Source organism: Mycobacterium sp. M23085 (assembly GCF_045343915.1).
Taxonomy (GTDB): domain Bacteria; phylum Actinomycetota; class Actinomycetes; order Mycobacteriales; family Mycobacteriaceae; genus Mycobacterium.
This window is the reverse complement of the sequence record NZ_CP174280.1, coordinates 727,120-746,232: the sequence shown is the minus strand read 5'-3', so window position 1 is coordinate 746,232 and position 19,113 is coordinate 727,120. Positions and strand designations below refer to the sequence as shown.

18 protein-coding genes are annotated in these 19,113 nt (G+C 70.3%); 17 read left to right on the top strand and 1 reads right to left on the bottom strand.

Annotated features, from left to right (window positions below):
* Positions 1 to 415 precede the first annotated feature (415 nt).
* From infC to ACIUM1_RS03090, 4 genes are all read left to right on the top strand, one after another.
* Positions 416 to 1,024 (top strand): translation initiation factor IF-3, encoded by a 609-nt coding sequence (gene infC, locus ACIUM1_RS03105; RefSeq protein WP_406817507.1) that lies wholly within the window; start codon positions 416 to 418, stop codon positions 1,022 to 1,024.
* Between the two features lie 65 nt (positions 1,025 to 1,089).
* The gene (gene rpmI / locus ACIUM1_RS03100; RefSeq protein WP_406815832.1) at positions 1,090 to 1,284 is read left to right on the top strand and encodes a 50S ribosomal protein L35; all 195 of its coding nucleotides are present in this window, start codon (positions 1,090 to 1,092) and stop codon (positions 1,282 to 1,284) included.
* An 80-nt stretch (positions 1,285 to 1,364) separates the two neighbouring features.
* Complete coding sequence (rplT, locus tag ACIUM1_RS03095) at positions 1,365 to 1,760, top strand: 50S ribosomal protein L20 (RefSeq protein ID WP_406815831.1); 396 nt, start codon at positions 1,365 to 1,367, stop codon at positions 1,758 to 1,760.
* Between the two features lie 24 nt (positions 1,761 to 1,784).
* A complete protein-coding gene (locus ACIUM1_RS03090) occupies positions 1,785 to 2,585 on the top strand; it encodes a TrmH family RNA methyltransferase (protein WP_406817506.1) in 801 nt (266 codons plus the stop codon).
* Here ACIUM1_RS03090 and ACIUM1_RS03085 read toward each other — a convergent pair.
* Positions 2,572 to 3,651, bottom strand: coding sequence for an oxygenase MpaB family protein (locus ACIUM1_RS03085; protein WP_406815830.1), 1,080 nt, complete (start codon positions 3,649 to 3,651; stop codon positions 2,572 to 2,574). The genes ACIUM1_RS03090 and ACIUM1_RS03085 overlap by 14 nt on opposite strands.
* A 209-nt stretch (positions 3,652 to 3,860) precedes the next feature.
* Between ACIUM1_RS03085 and ACIUM1_RS03080 the strand changes: the two genes are divergently transcribed.
* The 13 genes from ACIUM1_RS03080 to ACIUM1_RS03020 all read left to right on the top strand — a co-directional run bounded on the left by ACIUM1_RS03080 (position 3,861) and on the right by ACIUM1_RS03020 (position 19,082).
* Positions 3,861 to 4,778, top strand: a complete 918-nt coding sequence (locus ACIUM1_RS03080) for an adenylate/guanylate cyclase domain-containing protein (RefSeq protein ID WP_406815829.1) — start codon at positions 3,861 to 3,863, stop codon at positions 4,776 to 4,778.
* A gap of 9 nt (positions 4,779 to 4,787) precedes the next feature.
* The gene (locus ACIUM1_RS03075; RefSeq protein WP_406817505.1) at positions 4,788 to 5,606 is read left to right on the top strand and encodes a rhomboid-like protein; all 819 of its coding nucleotides are present in this window, start codon (positions 4,788 to 4,790) and stop codon (positions 5,604 to 5,606) included.
* 162 nt (positions 5,607 to 5,768) lie between these two features.
* Positions 5,769 to 6,812, top strand: coding sequence for a phenylalanine--tRNA ligase subunit alpha (gene pheS / locus ACIUM1_RS03070; protein WP_406815828.1), 1,044 nt, complete (start codon positions 5,769 to 5,771; stop codon positions 6,810 to 6,812).
* The gene (gene pheT, locus ACIUM1_RS03065; protein WP_406815827.1) at positions 6,812 to 9,319 is read left to right on the top strand and encodes a phenylalanine--tRNA ligase subunit beta; all 2,508 of its coding nucleotides are present in this window, start codon (positions 6,812 to 6,814) and stop codon (positions 9,317 to 9,319) included. The genes pheS and pheT overlap by 1 nt, the downstream gene beginning before the upstream one ends.
* Before the next feature lie 46 nt (positions 9,320 to 9,365).
* Positions 9,366 to 10,409 carry an N-acetyl-gamma-glutamyl-phosphate reductase gene (gene argC / locus ACIUM1_RS03060; RefSeq protein WP_406815826.1) on the top strand — a complete coding sequence of 348 codons (1,044 nt, stop codon included), beginning with the start codon at positions 9,366 to 9,368 and terminating at the stop codon, positions 10,407 to 10,409.
* Positions 10,406 to 11,617 (top strand): bifunctional glutamate N-acetyltransferase/amino-acid acetyltransferase ArgJ, encoded by a 1,212-nt coding sequence (gene argJ, locus ACIUM1_RS03055; protein ID WP_406815825.1) that lies wholly within the window; start codon positions 10,406 to 10,408, stop codon positions 11,615 to 11,617. The genes argC and argJ overlap by 4 nt, the downstream gene beginning before the upstream one ends.
* A gap of 49 nt (positions 11,618 to 11,666) precedes the next feature.
* Positions 11,667 to 12,554, top strand: a complete 888-nt coding sequence (argB, locus tag ACIUM1_RS03050) for an acetylglutamate kinase (RefSeq protein WP_406815824.1) — start codon at positions 11,667 to 11,669, stop codon at positions 12,552 to 12,554.
* A 73-nt stretch (positions 12,555 to 12,627) separates the two neighbouring features.
* Entirely contained in the window at positions 12,628 to 13,833 is a 1,206-nt protein-coding gene (locus ACIUM1_RS03045; protein WP_406815823.1) for an acetylornithine transaminase, read from the top strand.
* On the top strand, positions 13,826 to 14,752 hold the full coding sequence (gene argF, locus ACIUM1_RS03040; protein ID WP_406815822.1) for an ornithine carbamoyltransferase: 927 nt from the start codon (positions 13,826 to 13,828) through the stop codon (positions 14,750 to 14,752). Before ACIUM1_RS03045 ends, argF begins: the two co-directional genes overlap by 8 nt.
* The gene (locus ACIUM1_RS03035; protein ID WP_406815821.1) at positions 14,749 to 15,243 is read left to right on the top strand and encodes an arginine repressor; all 495 of its coding nucleotides are present in this window, start codon (positions 14,749 to 14,751) and stop codon (positions 15,241 to 15,243) included. Before argF ends, ACIUM1_RS03035 begins: the two co-directional genes overlap by 4 nt.
* 27 nt (positions 15,244 to 15,270) lie before the next feature.
* Positions 15,271 to 16,494: an argininosuccinate synthase gene (locus tag ACIUM1_RS03030; protein WP_406815820.1), complete on the top strand. Its 1,224-nt coding sequence runs from the start codon at positions 15,271 to 15,273 to the stop codon at positions 16,492 to 16,494.
* A complete protein-coding gene (gene argH, locus ACIUM1_RS03025) occupies positions 16,491 to 17,909 on the top strand; it encodes an argininosuccinate lyase (protein WP_406815819.1) in 1,419 nt (472 codons plus the stop codon). The genes ACIUM1_RS03030 and argH overlap by 4 nt, the downstream gene beginning before the upstream one ends.
* A 111-nt stretch (positions 17,910 to 18,020) precedes the next feature.
* Positions 18,021 to 19,082, top strand: coding sequence for a type III polyketide synthase (locus tag ACIUM1_RS03020; protein ID WP_406815818.1), 1,062 nt, complete (start codon positions 18,021 to 18,023; stop codon positions 19,080 to 19,082).
* Positions 19,083 to 19,113: the final 31 nt, after the last annotated feature.

Here is a 19,113-nt window from a genome sequence, read left to right as displayed (position 1 = left end):
GCGCTAAGTGTGGCGAATGCGAGTTCGCACGTGTTTTCCGGGCCGCGTTATGGCCCGTTGCGGCGCGGTCGTCCGGCCGAAGTGCTAAAAGCCACCTCAGGGCTGCTAAACTGGCGCCTGCGACCATCCCGGCGAACGCCAGGAACAGTTAAGTGGAGTCCCACTCCCACCGCGAGCCGACGAAATCCCGAGCGGATCTTCCAAGGTTCGGCGGTCCGGTCACAGGCATCACGGATGCCTGTTCCGCGTACAACGCGGGCGGCTCGAGTCGTCTCAAGCCGTGATCGGTCGGCATGGGCCCTGCTGGTGCAGGGCTTTTTTGCTAGTGGTGTGGTGTCTCCGCCGCTGCTTCCCAGACCGACCCGGACCACCGGTCGTCACGCACAACATATAGAAGCCCAACAAGGGAGGCCCCATCAGCACTGAGACCCGCGTCAACGAGCGCATCCGCGTACCTGAAGTCCGATTGATCGGCCCAGGGGGGGAGCAGGTAGGCATAGTGCGCATCGAAGACGCACTGCGCGTCGCTGCGGACGCCGATCTCGACCTTGTCGAAGTTGCCCCGAACGCCAGGCCACCGGTCTGCAAGATCATGGACTACGGCAAGTTCAAATACGAGGCGGCGCAAAAGGCGCGCGAATCCCGCCGGAACCAGCAGCAGACCGTCGTCAAAGAACAAAAGCTGCGACCGAAAATCGACGATCACGACTACGAGACCAAGAAGGGTCACGTCATCCGCTTCCTGGAAGCGGGATCGAAGGTGAAGGTCACCATCATGTTCCGCGGACGCGAGCAGTCGCGGCCCGAACTGGGCTATCGGTTGCTCCAGCGCCTGGGTGCGGACGTCGCCGAATACGGCTTCGTCGAAACGTCCGCCAAGCAGGACGGCCGCAACATGACGATGGTGCTGGCACCGCATCGCGGGGCGAAGACCCGCGCCAAGGCGCGGCATCCGGAAGGACCCGGGGGCGGCACGGCGCCGGAGTCCGATGCGGCCGCCGAAGCCGAACCTTCGTCGAACTGACCCAACGGGAGACTCCCGAGAGCTCGAGCACCCAGCGCTCGGGCGCTTCATAGAACAGAGGAAACATGCCCAAAGCCAAGACCCACAGCGGGGCGTCAAAGCGGTTCCGGCGCACCGGAACCGGCAAGATCGTTCGCGAGCAGACCAACCGCCGGCATCTGCTCGAGCACAAGCCTTCGAAGCGCACCCGCCGCCTCGAGGGCCGAACCACGGTGTCGGCCAACGACACCAAACGTGTTAACAGCCTGCTGAACGGCTGACCATCGCGCCGGCCAGACCCGCACCGCGAGCTGGCACGGCGACCCGACCAACTAATTTTGAGCGAGAGTAGGAAGATCCAATGGCACGCGTGAAGCGGGCGGTCAACGCCCACAAGAAGAGGCGAAGCATCCTCAAGGCCTCGAAGGGCTATCGCGGCCAGCGATCCCGGCTCTACCGCAAGGCCAAAGAGCAGCAACTCCATTCACTGAACTACGCCTACCGCGACCGTCGTGCGCGCAAGGGCGAGTTCCGCAAACTGTGGATCTCGCGGATCAACGCGGCGGCGCGCGCCAACGACATCACCTACAACCGGCTGATCCAGGGCCTCAAGGCCGCCGGTGTGGAAGTGGACCGTAAGAACCTGTCCGACATCGCGATTGCCGATCCGGCCGCGTTCACGGCGCTGGTCGACGTCGCGCGGGCGGCGCTGCCCGACGACATCAACGCCCCCTCGGATTCGGGAGAAGCGGCCTAACCAGAGAGGGTGCGGACCGCCCAGGTGCTGACCGAACGTTCGGCCAGGGTGGCCGCGGCGGTCAAGCTGCACCGCCACGTCGGCCGCCGACGGGCGGGCCGGTTCCTCGCCGAAGGCCCCAATCTGGTGGAGGCGGCCGCCCGGCGTGGGCTGGTCCGCGACGTCTTCGTCACCGAAGTCGCCCAGCAGCGTCATGCGTCGCTGCTGGCGGAGTTGGATGCCGCGCGGTGCCCGGTCCACCCGGTCACCGAGCGCGCGGCGAAAGCGCTGTCCGACACCGTCACCCCGGCCGGGCTGGTCGCCGTCTGCGAAACGCCGGAGACCCGCCTGTCCGACGTGCTGGCCGGCTCGCCGGCGCTGGTCGCGGTCGCCGTCGAGATCAGCGAGCCGGGCAACGCGGGCACCCTCATCCGCCTGGCCGACGCGATGGGCGCGGCCGGCGTGGTCTTGGCCGGCCACAGCGTCGACCCCTACAACGGCAAGTGCCTGCGCGCGTCGGCCGGCAGCATCTTCTCGGTCCCGGTCGTCGTCGCGCCCGACACGCTCGCCGCCGTCGGGGCGCTGCGTGCCGCGGGCCTGCAGCTGCTCGCCACCACCGTGGACGGTGAGACCCGGCTCGACGACGCCGCCGGCCTGCTCCGCAAACCGACGGCGTGGCTGTTCGGGCCCGAATCACACGGTCTGCCAAGCGAAATCGCGGCGGCTGCCGACCACCGGATGCGCATCCCGATGGCCGGCGGGGCGGAGAGCCTGAACGTGGCCTCGGCCGCAGCCATCTGTCTGTATCAGAGCGCGCGGGCGCTGGACCTGCCTACGCGGCCTTAACCGGCCGTCTCGGCCGGCCCCGCCCGGCGCGCAGGCCGGCCAGCGACAGTGTCGAATGCATCAGGGATCCGGCGCGTTCCATCAGCGCCCGGGCCGGCTGCAGCGCGGGATCCAGCGGCGACTTGGCCGACGGCGGAAAGTAATGCATCGGCAGCCCGCGGCGGTCGCGCGGCGGCGCCATGAACGGCGGAGCCTCGACCAGCGGCGCGTCGCTGGGCAGCCGTCCCTCCGCGCGGCGGTAGGCGGCCAGCGCGCGGGGATGCAGCCGAATCTCGTCGGGCACCGCCAAAAACGCCAACTCCACGATCTTGCCGAACAAGCGCAGCAACACCTCGTCACCCGGTGTCCAATGCAGGCCGGCCTTCTCCCGCACCGCAGGCTCGAAGAGTCCCGCCGCGATCCAGCGCTGGCCGGCGACCAGCGGCTTGAAGATCTGGTCCCAGACCGGTGTCGGCATCGGCACGAATTTCGGCTTCGGGATGCGTATCTGGAAGATGTCCAGCGTCGCGCGATTGATCTCCAGGGTGTCGCGGCCGACGCGCTCCCAGTACTCCTGGAATTCCTCCCACGATTCGGGCACCGGCCGCATGCTGATGCCGTACAGCCGGTACCACTGCACGTGCTCGGCGAACAGCTGCCGCTTCTCGGCCTCGGTCAGGCCGCCGCAGAAGTATTCGGCCACCTTGACGATCAGCATGAAAAACGTGGCGTGTGCCCAGTAGAAGGTCTCCGGGTTGAGCGCGTGGTAGCGCCGCCCGTCGGCGTCGGTGCCCTTGATGGTGTGGTGGTAGTTGGTGATCTGCCGGCCGGTCTGCGGGGCGCGGTCGCCGTCGTAGACGACGCCCATGATCGGGTAGACGGACCGGGCCACCCGCTGCAGCGGTTCACGCAGCAGGATCGAATGCTCCTCGACGGCCGCGCCCAGTTCGGGATACATGTTCTGAATCGCGCCGATCCAGACGCCCATCATGCCGGTGCGCAGATCGCCAAAGTACTTCCAGGTCAGCGAATCTGGTCCAAGCGGATCAGCCGATCCGGTCCCGCAAGCGTTGCCAGTTCCAGTCATCGCGGCCTCCTGCTCCGATTGGGCTCACGATAACTTTGACAACGCACGTTGTCTACGATTTCGCGGATGTGTCCGCGCCCCCGTTATCGAGCTTCCACACCGGTGTGTCGCCGTCGTGATCAGGCGTTTGGTGCGAGATGGGACACATCCGGCGCAACTGTCCGGGACGGTCGTTGCCTGCCTGGAACGAAAACAAATACCCTGGCCAGGTGGAACTCGCGCGTCGCGATCTGGACCCGGGTCAGCCCGAAGAGAGCCAGCCGCAATCCGCTCCGCCACGCTCTCCACTGTCGGTGCACAGCGCGACTCAATGGCTGCACAGCCGCAACCGCAGTCCGGGGGCGGTGGCGTTCATCCGGCGTGCGCGCCAGCTGCTGCCCGGCGACCCCGAGTTCGGCGATCCGCTGTCCACGGCGGGCGACGGCGGTCCGCGGGCGGCGGCGCGCGCGGCCGACCGGCTGCTGGGCGACGGCGACGCGGTGTCGCGCGAGCTCGGCCTCGGGGTGCTGCAGCTGTGGCAGGCGCTGACCGAGGGGGTGTCCCGGCGCCCGGCCAATCCGGAGGTGACGCTGGTCTTCACCGACCTGGTCGGCTTCTCGACGTGGGCCCTGCAGGCCGGCGACGACGCGGCGCTGGCGCTGCTGCGGCAGGTGGCACGGGCCGTCGAGCCACCGCTGCTGGACGCCGGCGGGCACATCGTCAAACGCATGGGCGACGGCCTCATGGCGGTGTTCGGCGATCCGACGGTCGCCGTGCGGGCCGTGCTGGCCGCCAAGGAGGCGCTGAAATCGGTCGAGGTGGCGGGTCACACGCCCCGGATGCGGGTCGGGATCCACACCGGGCGACCGCAACGGCTGGCGGCGGACTGGCTCGGCGTCGATGTGAATATCGCCGCACGGGTTATGGAAAGAGCCACCAAGGGTGGAATCATGGTGTCGAGTTCAACGTTGGATCTCATACCGCAAAGCGAGTTGGACGCGTTGGGCGTCGAGGCCAAACGCACGAGGAAGCCGGTTTTCGGGCCGAAGCCCGCCGGCATTCCCAACGATTTGGCGATCTATCGCCTCAAGACTCTTAAGGAGTTGTCAGGCTCTGATGACACAACCGAAGCAAAACCGCAGCCATAATGGGTGCCAATGTTAGGGGGCATCGTGTCCCGGCTGGCCCGGGTCCAATTCACCGTGGGATATGCGGCGCTGCTACTTGCCATCAGTTGCGCCATCCTGGCCCTCGGCCCCCACGCCCATGACGTCATCGTCCAGCGCGCCAGCACCAACGTGCACAACCTGGCCCACGGCCACCTGGGCACCCTGCTGGGCAGCGCGCTGGTGGTCGACGCCGGCCCGCTCTACTTCTGGCTTCCGTTCCTGACCTGCCTGCTGGCGCTGGCCGAACTGCATCTGCGCACCATCCGGCTGGTGGTCGCCTTCCTGGTCGGCCACATCGGCGCGACGTTGCTGGTCGCCGCCGCCCTGGCCGCGTCGGTCGAGTTCGGCTGGCTGCCCGTGTCGATCACCCGGGCCAGTGACGTCGGCATGAGCTACGGCGCGCTGGCGGTGCTCGGCGCAATGACCGCGGTGATCCCGTCCCGCTGGCGGGCCGCCTGGGTCGGCTGGTGGGTGTCGGCGGGTATCGCTTCGGCGGTCATCGGCGGCGACTTCACCGACGCCGGCCACACGGTCGCCGTGATCCTGGGCGTGCTGGTCTCGGCCCGGTTCCGGCAGCCGATCCACTGGACGCCGGCACGGTACCTGATGCTGGCGGCCTCCGCGGGCTTCGGCTTCCTGATGCTGGCCCACCACTGGGGGACCCTGGCCGCCACGCCGGTGTTCGGCCTCATGGGTGCCTTCGTCGCGTATCGGGTGGCCAAGTTCGCGGGCCGTCGCGGCCTTCCTGCCCTGCCGCTCGACGGCGACGGCCCGCTGCCCGGTCCGCAACCGGCCGTCGCCGGCTGAGCCACCCCGGCGCGTTTCGGCGGCCACCGGCCGCTCGACCGGCGAGCGCCCGCCGGGCGCCGCGCGCGGAATCACTATGATCAGCACTCGACCCGTGCCGCGCGGAAGCGCCCTCGATGCGGGTAACCCGAACAGCTTCGTCAGCAAGGAGAGTGTCGCCGCGTGGGTGATCAGCCCGTCGACCTGTCGCCGGAAGCCCTGGCCCAGGCGGTCAACGCCGCCCGGGAGGCCTTTGCGTGCGCCGGCGATCTCGACACATTGGCGCGCGTCAAGACCGAGCACCTCGGCGACCGCTCGCCGCTGGCGCTGGCGCGCCAGGCGCTGGGCGGCGTTCCCAAAGACGAGCGGGCCGACGCCGGCAAGCGGGTCAACGCCGCCCGCACCGACGCGCAGCGGGGCTACGACGAACGGCTCGCGGTGCTGCGCGAAGAACGCGACGCTGCGGTGCTGGTCGCCGAAGGCATCGACGTCACGTTGCCGTCGACCCGGCAGCCGCCCGGCGCCCGGCATCCGATCACGATCCTGGCCGAACATGTCGCCGACACTTTCATCGCCATGGGCTGGGAACTGGTGGAGGGCCCCGAGGTCGAGGCCGAGCAGTTCAACTTCGATGCGCTCAACTTCCCGGCCGACCACCCCGCCCGCAGCGAGCAGGACACCTTCTACATCGCGCCCGACGGTTCCCGGCAACTGCTGCGCACCCACACCTCACCGGTGCAGGTGCGCACCCTGCTCGCCCGCGAGCTGCCCGTCTACATCGTCTCGATCGGCCGCACGTTCCGCACCGACGAGCTCGACGCCACCCACACGCCGGTGTTCCACCAGGTCGAGGGCCTGGCGGTGGACCGCGGCCTGACCATGGCGCACCTGCGCGGCACGCTGGATGCGTTCGCACGCGCCGAATTCGGCCCCGAGGCGCGCACCCGGATCCGGCCGCACTTCTTCCCGTTCACCGAGCCGTCCGCCGAGGTCGACGTGTGGTTCGTCGGCAAGAAGGGCGGCGCCGGCTGGGTGGAGTGGGGTGGCTGCGGCATGGTGCATCCAAACGTGTTGCGGGCCGCGGGGATCGACCCCGATGTCTACTCGGGCTTCGCATTCGGCATGGGGCTGGAACGGACGCTGCAGTTCCGCAACGGGATTCCGGACATGCGTGACATGGTCGAGGGCGACGTCCGGTTCTCGCTGCCGTTCGGGGTGGGTGCCTGATGCGAGTCCCGTACAGCTGGCTCCGTGAGGTCGTGGCGGCCGGCGCGCCGGACTGGGACGTCGCCCCCGCCGAGCTCGAGCAGACGCTGGTGCGCATCGGCCACGAGGTCGAAGAGGTCACCACGCTGGGGCCGGTCGCGGGCCCGCTGACCGTGGGGCGGGTCACCGCCATCGAAGAACTCACGGGTTTCAAGAAGCCGATCCGGTTCTGCCACGTCGACGTCGGCGAAGGTAAAGACCGTGAGATTGTCTGCGGCGCAACCAACTTCGCGGTCGGAGACCTGGTCGTCGCGGCGCTGCCCGGCACCACGCTGCCCGGCGACTTCACCATCGCCGCCCGCAAGACCTACGGCCGCAACTCCGACGGAATGATCTGCTCGGCGGCCGAGCTCGGCTTGGGCGCCGAGCATTCCGGGATCCTGGTGCTGCCGCCGGGCACCGCCGACCCGGGAGCCGACGGCGCATCGGTGCTCGGACTCGACGACGTGATCTTCCACCTGGCGATCACACCCGACCGCGGCTATTGCATGTCGCTGCGGGGGTTGGCCCGCGAGATCGCCTGCGCCTACGACCTGGACTTCGTCGACCCGGCCGGCAGCCAGGTGGTCAAGCCGCTGCCGGCCGAGGGCGAGGCCTGGCCGCTGACCGTGCAGCCCGACACCGGGGTGCGGCGCTTCGCGCTGCGCGCGGTCACCGGTATCGACCCCGCGGCCGTGTCGCCGTGGTGGCTGCAGCGCCGGCTGCTGTTGTCTGGCATCCGCGCGACCTCGCCGGCGGTCGACGTGACGAACTACGTGATGCTCGAGCTCGGTCATCCCATGCACGCCCATGACCGCAACCGCATCACCGGAAGTTTCGCGGTGCGGTTCGCCCGGCCCGGCGAGACCGTGGTGACCCTCGACGACGTCGAGCGCACGCTCGAGCCGGCCGACGTCCTCATCGTCGACGACACGGCGGCCACCGCGATCGGCGGCGTGATGGGCGCGGCCAGGACCGAGGTGCGCGCCGATTCGACCGACGTACTGCTCGAGGCCGCGGTCTGGGACCCGGCCGCGGTCTCGCGTACCCAGCGCAGGCTGCACCTGCCCAGCGAAGCCGCCCGCCGCTACGAGCGGGGGGTGGACCCGGCCATCTCGGTGGCCGCGCTGGACCGGTGCGCCGCACTGCTCGCCGACATCGCCGGCGGGGTGATCGGCGACGGCCTCACCGATTGGCGCGGCGACCCGCCGGTCGGCAACGCGCCCGCCGATTGGGCCGGGCCGCCGATCGAGATCGCCGTCGACCTGCCGGACCGCGTCGCCGGGGTGCGCTACGCCCCGGGCACGACCGCCAAGCGGCTCACCCAGGTCGGCGCTGGCGTGGCCGACCGCGGCGACACGCTGACGGTGACCCCACCCAGCTGGCGGCCCGACCTGGTGCAGGCCGCCGACCTCGTCGAGGAGGTGCTGCGGCTGGAGGGGCTGGAGGTCATCCCGTCGGTGCTGCCCCCGGCGCCCGCCGGCCGCGGACTGTCGGCCGCGCAAAAGCGCCGCCGCGCCATCGGCAAGTCGCTGGCCCAGTCCGGCTACGTCGAGATCCTGCCGACGCCGTTTTTGCCCGCCGGCGTGTTCGACCTGTGGGGCCTGCCGGCCGACGACCCGCGGCGCATCACCACCGACGTGCTCAACCCGTTGGAGGCCGACCGTCCCCAGCTGGCCACCACGCTGCTGCCGGCGTTGCTGGAAGCGTTGGTGCGCAACGTCTCTCGCGGACTTGTCGACATTTCGCTGTATGCCCTGGCGCAGGTGGTCCAGCCGACGTCGGACACCCGCGCGGTGCAGCTCATTCCGGTGGATCGCCGGCCCACCGACGCGGAGATCGCCGTGCTCGACGCGTCGTTGCCGCGTCAGCCGCAGCACGTCGCGGCGGTGCTGACCGGCCTGCGCGAACATCGCGGACCGTGGGGCCCCGGCCGCCGCGCCGAGGCCGCCGACGCGTTCGAGGCGGTGCGCATCATCGCCCGCGCCAGCGGAGTCGACGTGCGGTTGCGCGCGGCGCAGTATTTGCCGTGGCATCCGGGGCGATGCGCCGAAGTGCTGGTCGGGGACACTGTGGTGGGTCACGCGGGCCAGCTGCATCCGGCGGTGATCGAGCGCGCCGGGCTGCCCAAGGGCACCTGCGCCGTGGAGCTCGACCTGGACGCGATGCCCATCGCCGCGGCGCTGCCCGCGCCCCGGGTGTCGCCGTTTCCGGCCGTCTTCCAGGACGTCAGCCTGGTGGTGCCCGCACGGGTACCGGCTCAGGCGGTGGCCGACGCGGTGCGCGAGGGCGCGGGGGAGCTGCTCGAAGACCTGCAGCTGTTCGACGTGTTCACCGGCCCGCAGATCGGTGAGGGCCGCAAATCGTTGACCTTCGCGCTGCGGTTCCGCGCGCCCGACCGCACGCTCACCGAGGACGACGCCACCGCGGCCCGCGACGCCGCGGTCCGGCGCGCCGCCGAGGCGGTCGGCGCGGAGCTCCGCGCCTAGTGGAATGGATTTGCAAACCACTGCATAACCATGCAGAATCGACGGAATGTCCGACGGAATGAAGGTGGCGGTTGCCGGTGCCAGCGGCTACGCGGGCGGGGAAATCCTGCGCCTGCTGCTCGGGCACCCGGCCTACGCGCACGGGCGCCTCACCATCGGCGCGGTCACCGCGGCCGCCAGCGCCGGCAGCACGCTCGGTGAGCACCACCCGCACCTGACGCCGCTTGCCCAGCGCGTGGTCGAACCGACCGAGCTGGACGTGCTCGCCGGCCACGACGTGGTGTTTTTGGCGCTGCCGCACGGTCATTCGGCCGCGCTGGCCGAGCAGCTCGGCCCGGACACCCTGATCATCGACTGCGGCGCCGACTTCCGGCTGACCGACGCCGCCGCCTGGGAGCGGTTCTACGGATCGCGGCACGCCGGCAGCTGGCCGTACGGGCTGCCGGAGCTGCCCGGCGCGCGCGAGCGGCTGCGCGGCGCCCGGCGCATCGCGGTTCCGGGCTGCTACCCGACCGCGGCGCTGCTGGCGCTGCTGCCCGCGGTGGCCGCGGATCTGATCGAGCCGGCCGTCACCGTGGTCGCCGTCAGCGGCACCTCCGGGGCCGGCCGCGCCGCCAAGACCGACCTGCTGGGCGCGGAGGTCATCGGCTCGGCGCGGGCCTACAACATCGCCGGGGCGCACCGGCACACCCCCGAGATCGCCCAGGGCCTGGGCGCCGTCACCGGCCGCGACGTCACCGTGTCGTTCACCCCGGTGCTCATCCCGACGTCCCGCGGCATCCTGGCCACCTGCACCGCGCGCACCCGGGCGCCGCTGTCGCAGCTGCGGGAGGCCTACGAAAAGGCTTACCACGCGGAACCTTTCGTCTACCTGATGCCCGAGGGGCAACTGCCCCGCACCGGGGCGGTGATCGGCAGCAACGCGGCGCACATCGCCGTCGCGGTGGACGAGGCGGCCGGCACCTTCGTGGCGATCGCGGCGATCGACAACCTGGTCAAGGGAACGGCCGGCGCCGCCGTGCAGTCGATGAACCTGGCGCTGGGTTGGCCTGAGCCCGAAGGCCTTTCGGTGATCGGGGTGGCGCCGTGACCCGCACCGACAGTCCGCGGCTGCTGCGTGAACAGGGCGTCACCGCGCCGGCCGGATTCCGGGCCGCCGGCATCGCCGCCGGGATCAAGGCCTCGGGCAATCGCGACCTGGCCCTGGTCTTCAACGAAGGACCCGACTACGCGGCCGCCGGGGTGTTCACCCGCAACAAGATCAAAGCCGCACCGGTGCTGTGGAGCCAGCAGGTGCTGAGCACCGGCGCGCTGCGCGCGGTGATCCTCAACTCCGGCGGCGCCAACGCCTGCACCGGACCGGGCGGCTTCCAGGACACCCACGCCACCGCCGAGGCCGTCGCGGCGGCGTTGTCGGACTGGGGAACCGAGACCGGGGCCATCGAGGTCGCGGTGTGCTCGACCGGGCTGATCGGTGATCGGCTGCCGATGGACAGGGTGCTCGCCGGGGTGCGCACCATCGTGCAGGACATGGCCGGTGGCCTGTCCGGCGGCGACGAAGCGGCCCAGGCGATCATGACCACCGACACCGTTCCCAAACAGGTTGCGCTGCATCATCCGGACAACTGGACGGTCGGCGGAATGGCCAAGGGCGCGGGCATGCTGGCCCCGTCGCTGGCCACCATGCTCTGCGTGCTCACCACCGACGCGGCCGTCGACGCCGCCGCGCTGGACGCCGCGCTGCGGCGCGCCGGCGCCCGCACCTTCGACCGGCTCGACATCGACGGCGCCTGCTCGACCAACGACACGGTGCTGCTGCTGACGTCGGGGGCGTCCGGCGTCGCGCCCGGCCAGGACGAGCTGGACGACGCCGTGCTGCGGGTGTGCGACGACCTGTGCGCCCAGCTGCAGGCCGACGCCGAGGGCGTGACCAAGCGGGTCAACGTCACCGTGCAGGGGGCGGCCTCCGAGGGTGACGCCCTGGTCGCCGCGCGGACGATCGCCCGCGACTCCCTGGTCAAGACGGCGGTGTTCGGCTCGGACCCCAACTGGGGCCGGGTGCTCGCCGCCGTCGGCATGGCGCCCGTCGCTCTGGATCCAGAGCGGATCATGGTGTCATTCAACGGCTTTGCGGTCTTCGCCGACGGGGTCCCGGTACCGGGTGCGCGCGAGGTGGACCTCTCGGGGGCCGACATCGACATCACGGTCGATCTGCGGCTCGGCGACGGCCGGGTCACCATCCGGACCACCGACCTGTCGCACGGCTACGTCGAAGAGAATTCGGCCTACAGCTCATGAGCCGCGCCGGCGACGATGCAGAACGCAGTGATGGGGAGGAGCGGCGCCGATGAGCCACGCGACCGAAGCGCTGCCCACCGCGGTCAAGGCGCAGGTGCTCGCCGAGGCCCTGCCCTGGCTCAAGCAGCTGCACGGCAAGATCGTGGTCGTCAAGTACGGCGGCAACGCCATGACCGACGACGCCCTGCGGCACGCCTTCGCCGCCGACATGGCGTTCCTGCGTAACTGCGGCATCCATCCCGTCGTCGTGCACGGAGGCGGCCCGCAGATCTCCGCGATGCTGCGCCGGCTCGGCATCGCCGGTGACTTCAAGGGCGGGTTCCGGGTCACCACACCGGAAGTGCTCGACGTGGCGCGGATGGTGTTGTTCGGCCAGGTCGGCCGCGAACTGGTCAACCTGATCAACGCGCACGGACCGTATGCCGTCGGCATCACCGGCGAGGACGCCCAGCTGTTCACCGCCGTGCGGCGCAGCGTCACCGTGGACGGCGTGGCCACCGACATCGGTCTGGTCGGCGACGTGGAACGGGTCAACACCGCCGCGGTGCTGGATCTGATTGCCGCAGGGCGTATTCCGGTGGTGTCGACGCTGGCGCCGGACGCCGAAGGCGTGGTGCACAACATCAACGCCGACACCGCCGCGGCGGCACTGGCCGAAGCGCTGCGCGCCGAGAAGCTGTTGATGCTCACCGATGTCGAAGGCCTGTACACGAGCTGGCCGGACCGAGGTTCGCTGGTCAGCGAAATCGACACGGCCACATTGTCGCAACTGCTCTCCACGCTGGAGGCGGGCATGATCCCCAAAGTGGAAGCATGTCTGCGGGCCGTGACCGCGGGCGTGCCCAGTGCGCACGTCATCGACGGGCGGGTCGCACACTGTGTGCTGGTCGAACTTTTCACCGACGACGGCACCGGCACCAAGGTGGTAAGCGCGTGACTGCGCCGGAGACGATGCAGAGCGAAGCGATGGGGTGGGGGCACCTCCCGCTTGCGGGGGAGAGCGGCGCTCGATGACTCGCACCGACGCGATCAAGCAGCGGTGGGAAGCCGTGATGATGAACAACTACGGCACCCCGCCGATGGCGCTGGCCGGCGGCGACGGGGCCGTGCTGACCGATGTGGACGGCAAGACCTACCTCGACCTCCTCGGTGGTATCGCGGTCAACGTCCTGGGCCACCGCCACCCCGCGATCATCGAGGCGGTCACCCGCCAGATGTCGACGCTGGGGCATACGTCGAACCTGTATGCCACCGAGCCGGGTCTGGCCCTGGCCGAAGAGCTCGTCGCCCTGCTGGGCGCCGGCAACGAATCCGGCACCGGGGCAAGGGTTTTCTTCTGCAACTCCGGAACCGAGGCCAACGAGGTGGCGTTCAAGCTGTCGCGGCTCACCGGACGCACCAAACTGGTTGCCGCGCAAGAGGCCTTCCATGGCCGGACGATGGGCTCGCTGGCGCTGACCGGTCAGCCGAGCAAGCAGGCGCCGTTCGCGCCGCTGCCCGGCGACGTCACACACGTGCCCTACGGTGACGCGGACGCGCTGGCCGCCGCGGTCGACGACGCCACCGCCGCCGTGTTCTTGGAACCGATCATGGGAGAGAGCGGCGTGGTCGTCCCGCCCGAGGGATACCTCGTCGCCGCCCGCGAGATCACCGCGCGGCGCGGGGCACTGCTGGTGCTCGACGAGGTGCAGACCGGAATGGGCCGCACCGGAACGTTTTTCGCGCACCAGCAGGACGGCATCACCCCCGACGTGGTGACGCTGGCCAAGGGGCTGGGCGGCGGCCTCCCCATCGGCGCGTGCCTGGCCGTCGGGCCGGCCGCCGACCTGATGACACCGGGCCTGCACGGCAGCACCTTCGGCGGCAACCCGATCTGCGCGGCGGCGGCACTCGCGGTGCTGCGGGTGCTGGCCGAGGACAACCTGGTCCGGCACGCCGAGGTGTTGGGCAAGTCGTTGCGGCACGGCATCGAGGCGCTCGCCCATCCGTTGATCGACCACGTGCGGGGCCGCGGGCTGCTCTGCGGGGTGGCGCTCACCGCGCCGCGCGCCAAGGACGCCGAAGCGGCGGCGCGTGCGGCCGGGTTCCTGGTCAACGCGGCCGCACCCGACGTCATCCGGCTGGCGCCGCCGCTGATCATCACCGAAGCCCAGATCGACGGCTTCGTCGCCGCGCTGCCGGCCATCCTCGACGACGCCGGAGCCGCAAGTGATTAGACATTTTCTGCGCGACGACGACCTGTCGCCCGCCGAGCAGGCCGAGGTGCTGGCGCTGGCCGCCGAATTGAAGAAGGACCCGTTCAGCGCCCGTCCGCTGCAGGGGCCGCGCGGCGTCGCGGTCCTGTTCGACAAGAACTCCACCCGCACCCGGTTCTCGTTCGAGATGGGCATCGCCCAGCTCGGCGGGCACGCCGTCGTCGTCGACGCCCGCAGCACCCAGCTGGGCCGCGACGAGACCCTGCAGGATACCGCGCGGGTGCTGTCGCGCTACGTCGAGGCCATCGTGTGGCGGACATTCGGCCAGGAGCGCCTGGAGGCGATGGCCTCGACCGCGACGGTGCCGGTGGTCAACGCGCTCTCCGACGAATTCCATCCCTGCCAGGTGCTCGCCGATCTGCAGACCATCGCCGAGTGCAAGGGCTCGCTAACCGGTTTGCGGATGGCCTATTTCGGCGACGGCGCCAACAACATGGCTCACTCGCTGATGCTCGGCGGGGTGACGGCCGGCGTCCACGTCACCATCGCCGCCCCGGACGGCTTCGCCCCCGACGAGGCGTTCGTGGCCGCGGCCCGGCGGCGCGCCGAAGACACCGGCGCCTCGGTCACCGTCATCGCCGACGCCGACGCGGCGGCGCGCGGCGCCGACGTCCTGGTCACCGACACCTGGACGTCGATGGGGCAGGAGGACGACGGGCGTGACCGCCGCACACCGTTCCAGCCGTATCAGATCAACGGCCGCCTGCTGTCCCTGGCCGACCCGGAAGCCATTGTGCTGCACTGTCTTCCGGCTCACCGCGGTGACGAGATCACCGACGAGGTGATGGACGGACCGGCCAGCGTGGTCTGGGACGAGGCCGAAAACCGGCTGCACGCCCAAAAAGCGCTGCTGGCGTGGCTGCTGGAGCGGGCGCAATGACCCGCTCGAAAGCCACCCCCGAAACCACCCGGGCCGGCCGGCAGGCCCGCATCGTGGCCATCCTGTCGTCGGCCGAGGTGCGCAGCCAGAGCGAACTGGCCGCGCTGCTGGCAGACGAGGGCATCGACGTCACCCAGGCCACCTTGTCGCGGGACCTGGAAGAACTCGGCGCGGTGAAGCTGCGCGGCGCCGACGGCGGCGTCGGCGTCTACATGGTTCCCGAGGACGGCAGCCCGGTGCGCGGGGTGTCCGGCGGCACCGCCCGGCTGTCCAGGCTGCTGGGCGAACTGCTGGTCTCCGCGGACGCCAGCGCCAACCTCGCGGTGCTGCGCACCCCGCCCGGTGCCGCCGACTATTTGGCCAGCGCGATCGACCGCGCGGCGCTACCGTACGTCGTCGGCACCATCGCCGGCGATGACACCGTCTTCGTGGCCGCTCGAGAGCCGATGACCGGCGCCGAGCTGGCCCACACCCTGGAAAAACTCACCTAAGCGCTTCAACCTGAAGGAGATTGGTTCATGTCAGAACGCGTCATCCTGGCGTATTCCGGCGGCCTGGACACCTCGGTGGCCATCAGCTGGATCGGCAAGGAGACCGGCCGTGAGGTGGTAGCGGTGGCGATCGACCTCGGTCAGGGCGGCGAAGACATGGAGGTCATCCGCCAGCGCGCCCTGGACTGCGGCGCGGTGGAAGCCGTCGTCGTCGACGCCCGCGACGAGTTCGCCGAGGGTTTCTGCCTGCCCACGATCCTGTCCAACGCCCTCTACATGGACCGCTACCCGCTGGTGTCGGCGATCAGCCGGCCGCTGATCGTCAAGCACCTGGTGGCGGCGGCCCGCGAGCACGGCGGCAGCATCGTCGCGCACGGCTGCACCGGCAAGGGCAACGACCAGGTCCGGTTCGAGGTCGGATTCGGTTCGCTGGCACCCGATCTCGAGGTGCTGGCGCCGGTTCGCGATTACGCCTGGACGCGGGAGAAGGCGATCGCGTTCGCCGAAGAAAACGCCATCCCGATCAATGTGACCAAGCGCTCGCCGTTCTCCATCGACCAGAACGTGTGGGGCCGCGCGGTGGAAACTGGTTTCCTGGAACACCTTTGGAATGCGCCGACCAAGGACGTGTACGCCTACACCGAGGACCCCACCCTGAACTGGAGCACTCCCGACGAGGTGATCGTCGGGTTCGAGCGCGGCGTGCCGGTGACGATCGACGGCAAGCGGGTCTCGGTGCTGGCCGCCATCGAGGAACTCAACACCCGCGCCGGCGCCCAGGGCGTGGGCCGGCTGGACGTCGTCGAGGACCGGCTGGTGGGCATCAAGAGCCGCGAGATCTACGAGGCGCCCGGCGCCATGGTGCTCATCACCGCGCACACCGAGCTCGAACACGTCACGCTGGAGCGCGAGCTGGGCCGGTTCAAGCGGCACACCGATCAGCGTTGGGCCGAGCTGGTTTACGACGGGCTGTGGTATTCACCGCTGAAGGAAGCGCTGGAGAGCTTCGTCGCCAAAACCCAGGAGCACGTGACGGGCGAGGTGCGAATGGTGTTGCACGGCGGTCACATTGCGGTCAACGGCCGGCGCAGCGCGGAATCCCTGTACGACTTCAACCTGGCCACCTACGACGAGGGCGACAGCTTCGACCAGTCGGCCGCCAAGGGTTTCGTCTACGTGCACGGGCTCTCGTCGAAGATCGCGTCCCGCCGGGACAAGACCTTCGACGACGAGGGCCCGAGTCAAGCGTGAGCACGCGCGAGGGGTCGCTGTGGGGTGGGCGGTTCGCCGACGGCCCGTCGGATGCGCTGGCCGCCCTGAGCAAGTCCACCCACTTCGACTGGGTGCTGGCCCCCTACGACATCGTCGCCTCGCGGGCCCACACCGTGATCCTGTTCCGGGCCGGACTGCTGACCGAGCAGCAACGCGACGGGCTGCTGGCCGGGCTGGATCAGCTCGCCGAGGACGTCGCCGACGGCAGCTTCACGCCGCTGGTCACCGACGAGGACGTGCACGGGGCGCTGGAACGCGGACTGATCGACCGGGTCGGGCCCGACCTGGGCGGGCGGCTGCGGGCCGGCCGGTCGCGCAACGACCAGGTGACCACGCTGTTCCGGATGTGGCTGCGCGACGCGGTGCGCCGGGTCGCCGCCGGGGCCCTGGAGGTGGTCGGCGCGCTGGCCGCCCAGGCCGCCGCCCACCCGGGCGCCATCATGCCGGGCAAGACGCATCTGCAGTCCGCGCAGCCGGTGCTGCTGGCGCATCACCTGCTGGCGCACGCCCACCCGCTGCTGCGCGACGTCGACCGGATCGTCGACTTCGACCGGCGCGCCGGGGTGTCGCCGTACGGTTCGGGCGCGCTGGCCGGGTCGTCGCTGGGCCTGGACCCGGACGCGATCGCCGCGCAGCTGGGTTTCGCAGCCGCGGCCGACAACTCCATCGACGCGACCGCCGCCCGCGATTTCGCCGCGGAGGCCGCGTTCGTCTTCGCGATGATCGCCGTCGACCTGTCCCGGCTCGCCGAGGACGTCATCCTGTGGAGCTCGACGGAATTCGGCTACGTCAGGCTGCACGACTCGTGGTCGACCGGCAGCTCGATCATGCCGCAGAAGAAGAACCCCGACATCGCCGAGCTGGCCCGCGGCAAGTCCGGCCGGCTGATCGGGAATCTGACCGGGCTGCTGGCCACGCTGAAGGCCCAGCCGCTCGCCTACAACCGTGACCTGCAGGAAGACAAGGAACCGGTGTTCGACTCGGTCGCCCAGCTGGAGCTGGTGCTGCCGGCGATGGCCGGATTGGTGGGCAGCCTGACCTTCGACGTCGACCGGATGGCCGCCCTGGCCCCGGCCGGCTACACGCTGGCCACGGATATCGCGGAATGGCTGGTGCGCCAGGGGGTGCCGTTCCGGTCCGCGCACGAGGCCGCCGGGGCCGCGGTGCGCGCCGCCGAGCAGCGCGCGGTCGGACTCGACGAGCTGACCGACGACGAACTGGCCGCCATCAGCCCCGATCTCACGCCACAGGTGCGTGAGGTCTTGACGATCGAGGGCTCGGTGGCCTCGCGCGACGCGCGTGGCGGCACCGCGCCGGTTCGGGTCGCCGAGCAGATCGAAACCGTCCTGGCCAGCGCCGATAGGCTCAAAAGCCGGCTGCGCGGCGACGCTTGAGATGAGGTTGGTTTCGCTGACGGGCAGTGACATGAAGACTACACTTCTGGCTCACAGCGATTCGGTTGAACGTCTCGGGCCGGGTCCTCGTCACCAAGGGGTGGGAGAACAATGAGCGTCGTCGCGGGCGTCTTCGGTGCGCTGCCACCGCACCGATACTCCCAGCGCGAGCTCACCGACTTCTTCGTCAGCATCCCAGAGTTCGAGGGCTACGAGGACATCGTCCGGCAGCTGCACGCCAGCGCCAAAGTCGGCAGCCGCCATCTGGTGTTGCCGCTGGAGCAGTACCCGGCGCTGACCGACTTCGGCATGGCGAACCGGATCTTCACCGAGCACGCCGTGCAGCTGGGCTGTGAAGCGCTGTCCGGCGCGCTCGAGGAGGCGGGGCTGCGGCCGCGGGACGTCGACGCGCTCATCACCACCACCGTCACCGGCCTCACCGTGCCGTCCGTGGACGCCCGGATCGCCGCCCAGCTGGGCCTGCGCGACGATGTGCGACGGGTGCCGCTGTTCGGCCTGGGCTGCGTGGCCGGCGCCGCGGGGGTGGCCCGGGTGAACGACTACCTGCGCGGCGCACCGGACGCGGTGGCCGCGCTGATCTCCGTCGAGCTGTGCTCGCTGACCTATCCCGGATACAAGCCGTCGCTGGCCGGTCTGGTGGGCAGCGCCCTGTTCGCCGACGGGGCCGCCGCCGTGGTGGCCGTCGGCGAGCGACGCGCCGGGAAACTGGCCGCCAGCGGGCCCACCATCCTCGACTCGCGCAGCCACCTGTACCCCGATTCGCTGCGCACCATGGGCTTCGACGTGGGCGCCACCGGGTTCGAGCTGGTGCTGTCCAAGGACGTCGCGGCCGTCGTCGAGCAATACATCGAAGACGACGTCACCGAGTTCCTCGGGGCGCACGGCCTGACCGCGGCGGACATCGGCGCCTTCGTCAGCCACCCCGGCGGCCCCAAGGTCATCGAGGCGATCAACGCGGCGCTCAGCCTGCCCCCCGAGGCCCTCGAACTCACCTGGCGTTCACTCGGCGAGATCGGCAACCTCTCGTCGGCGTCCGTATTGCACGTGCTGCGTGACACCATGGCCAAGCCGCCGCCGAGCGGAAGCCCCGGTCTGATGCTGGCCATGGGTCCAGGATTCTGTTCCGAACTGGTGTTGTTGCGTTGGCACTGATCCTCGTCCGCGTTGTTCGCGGTGCGACGGC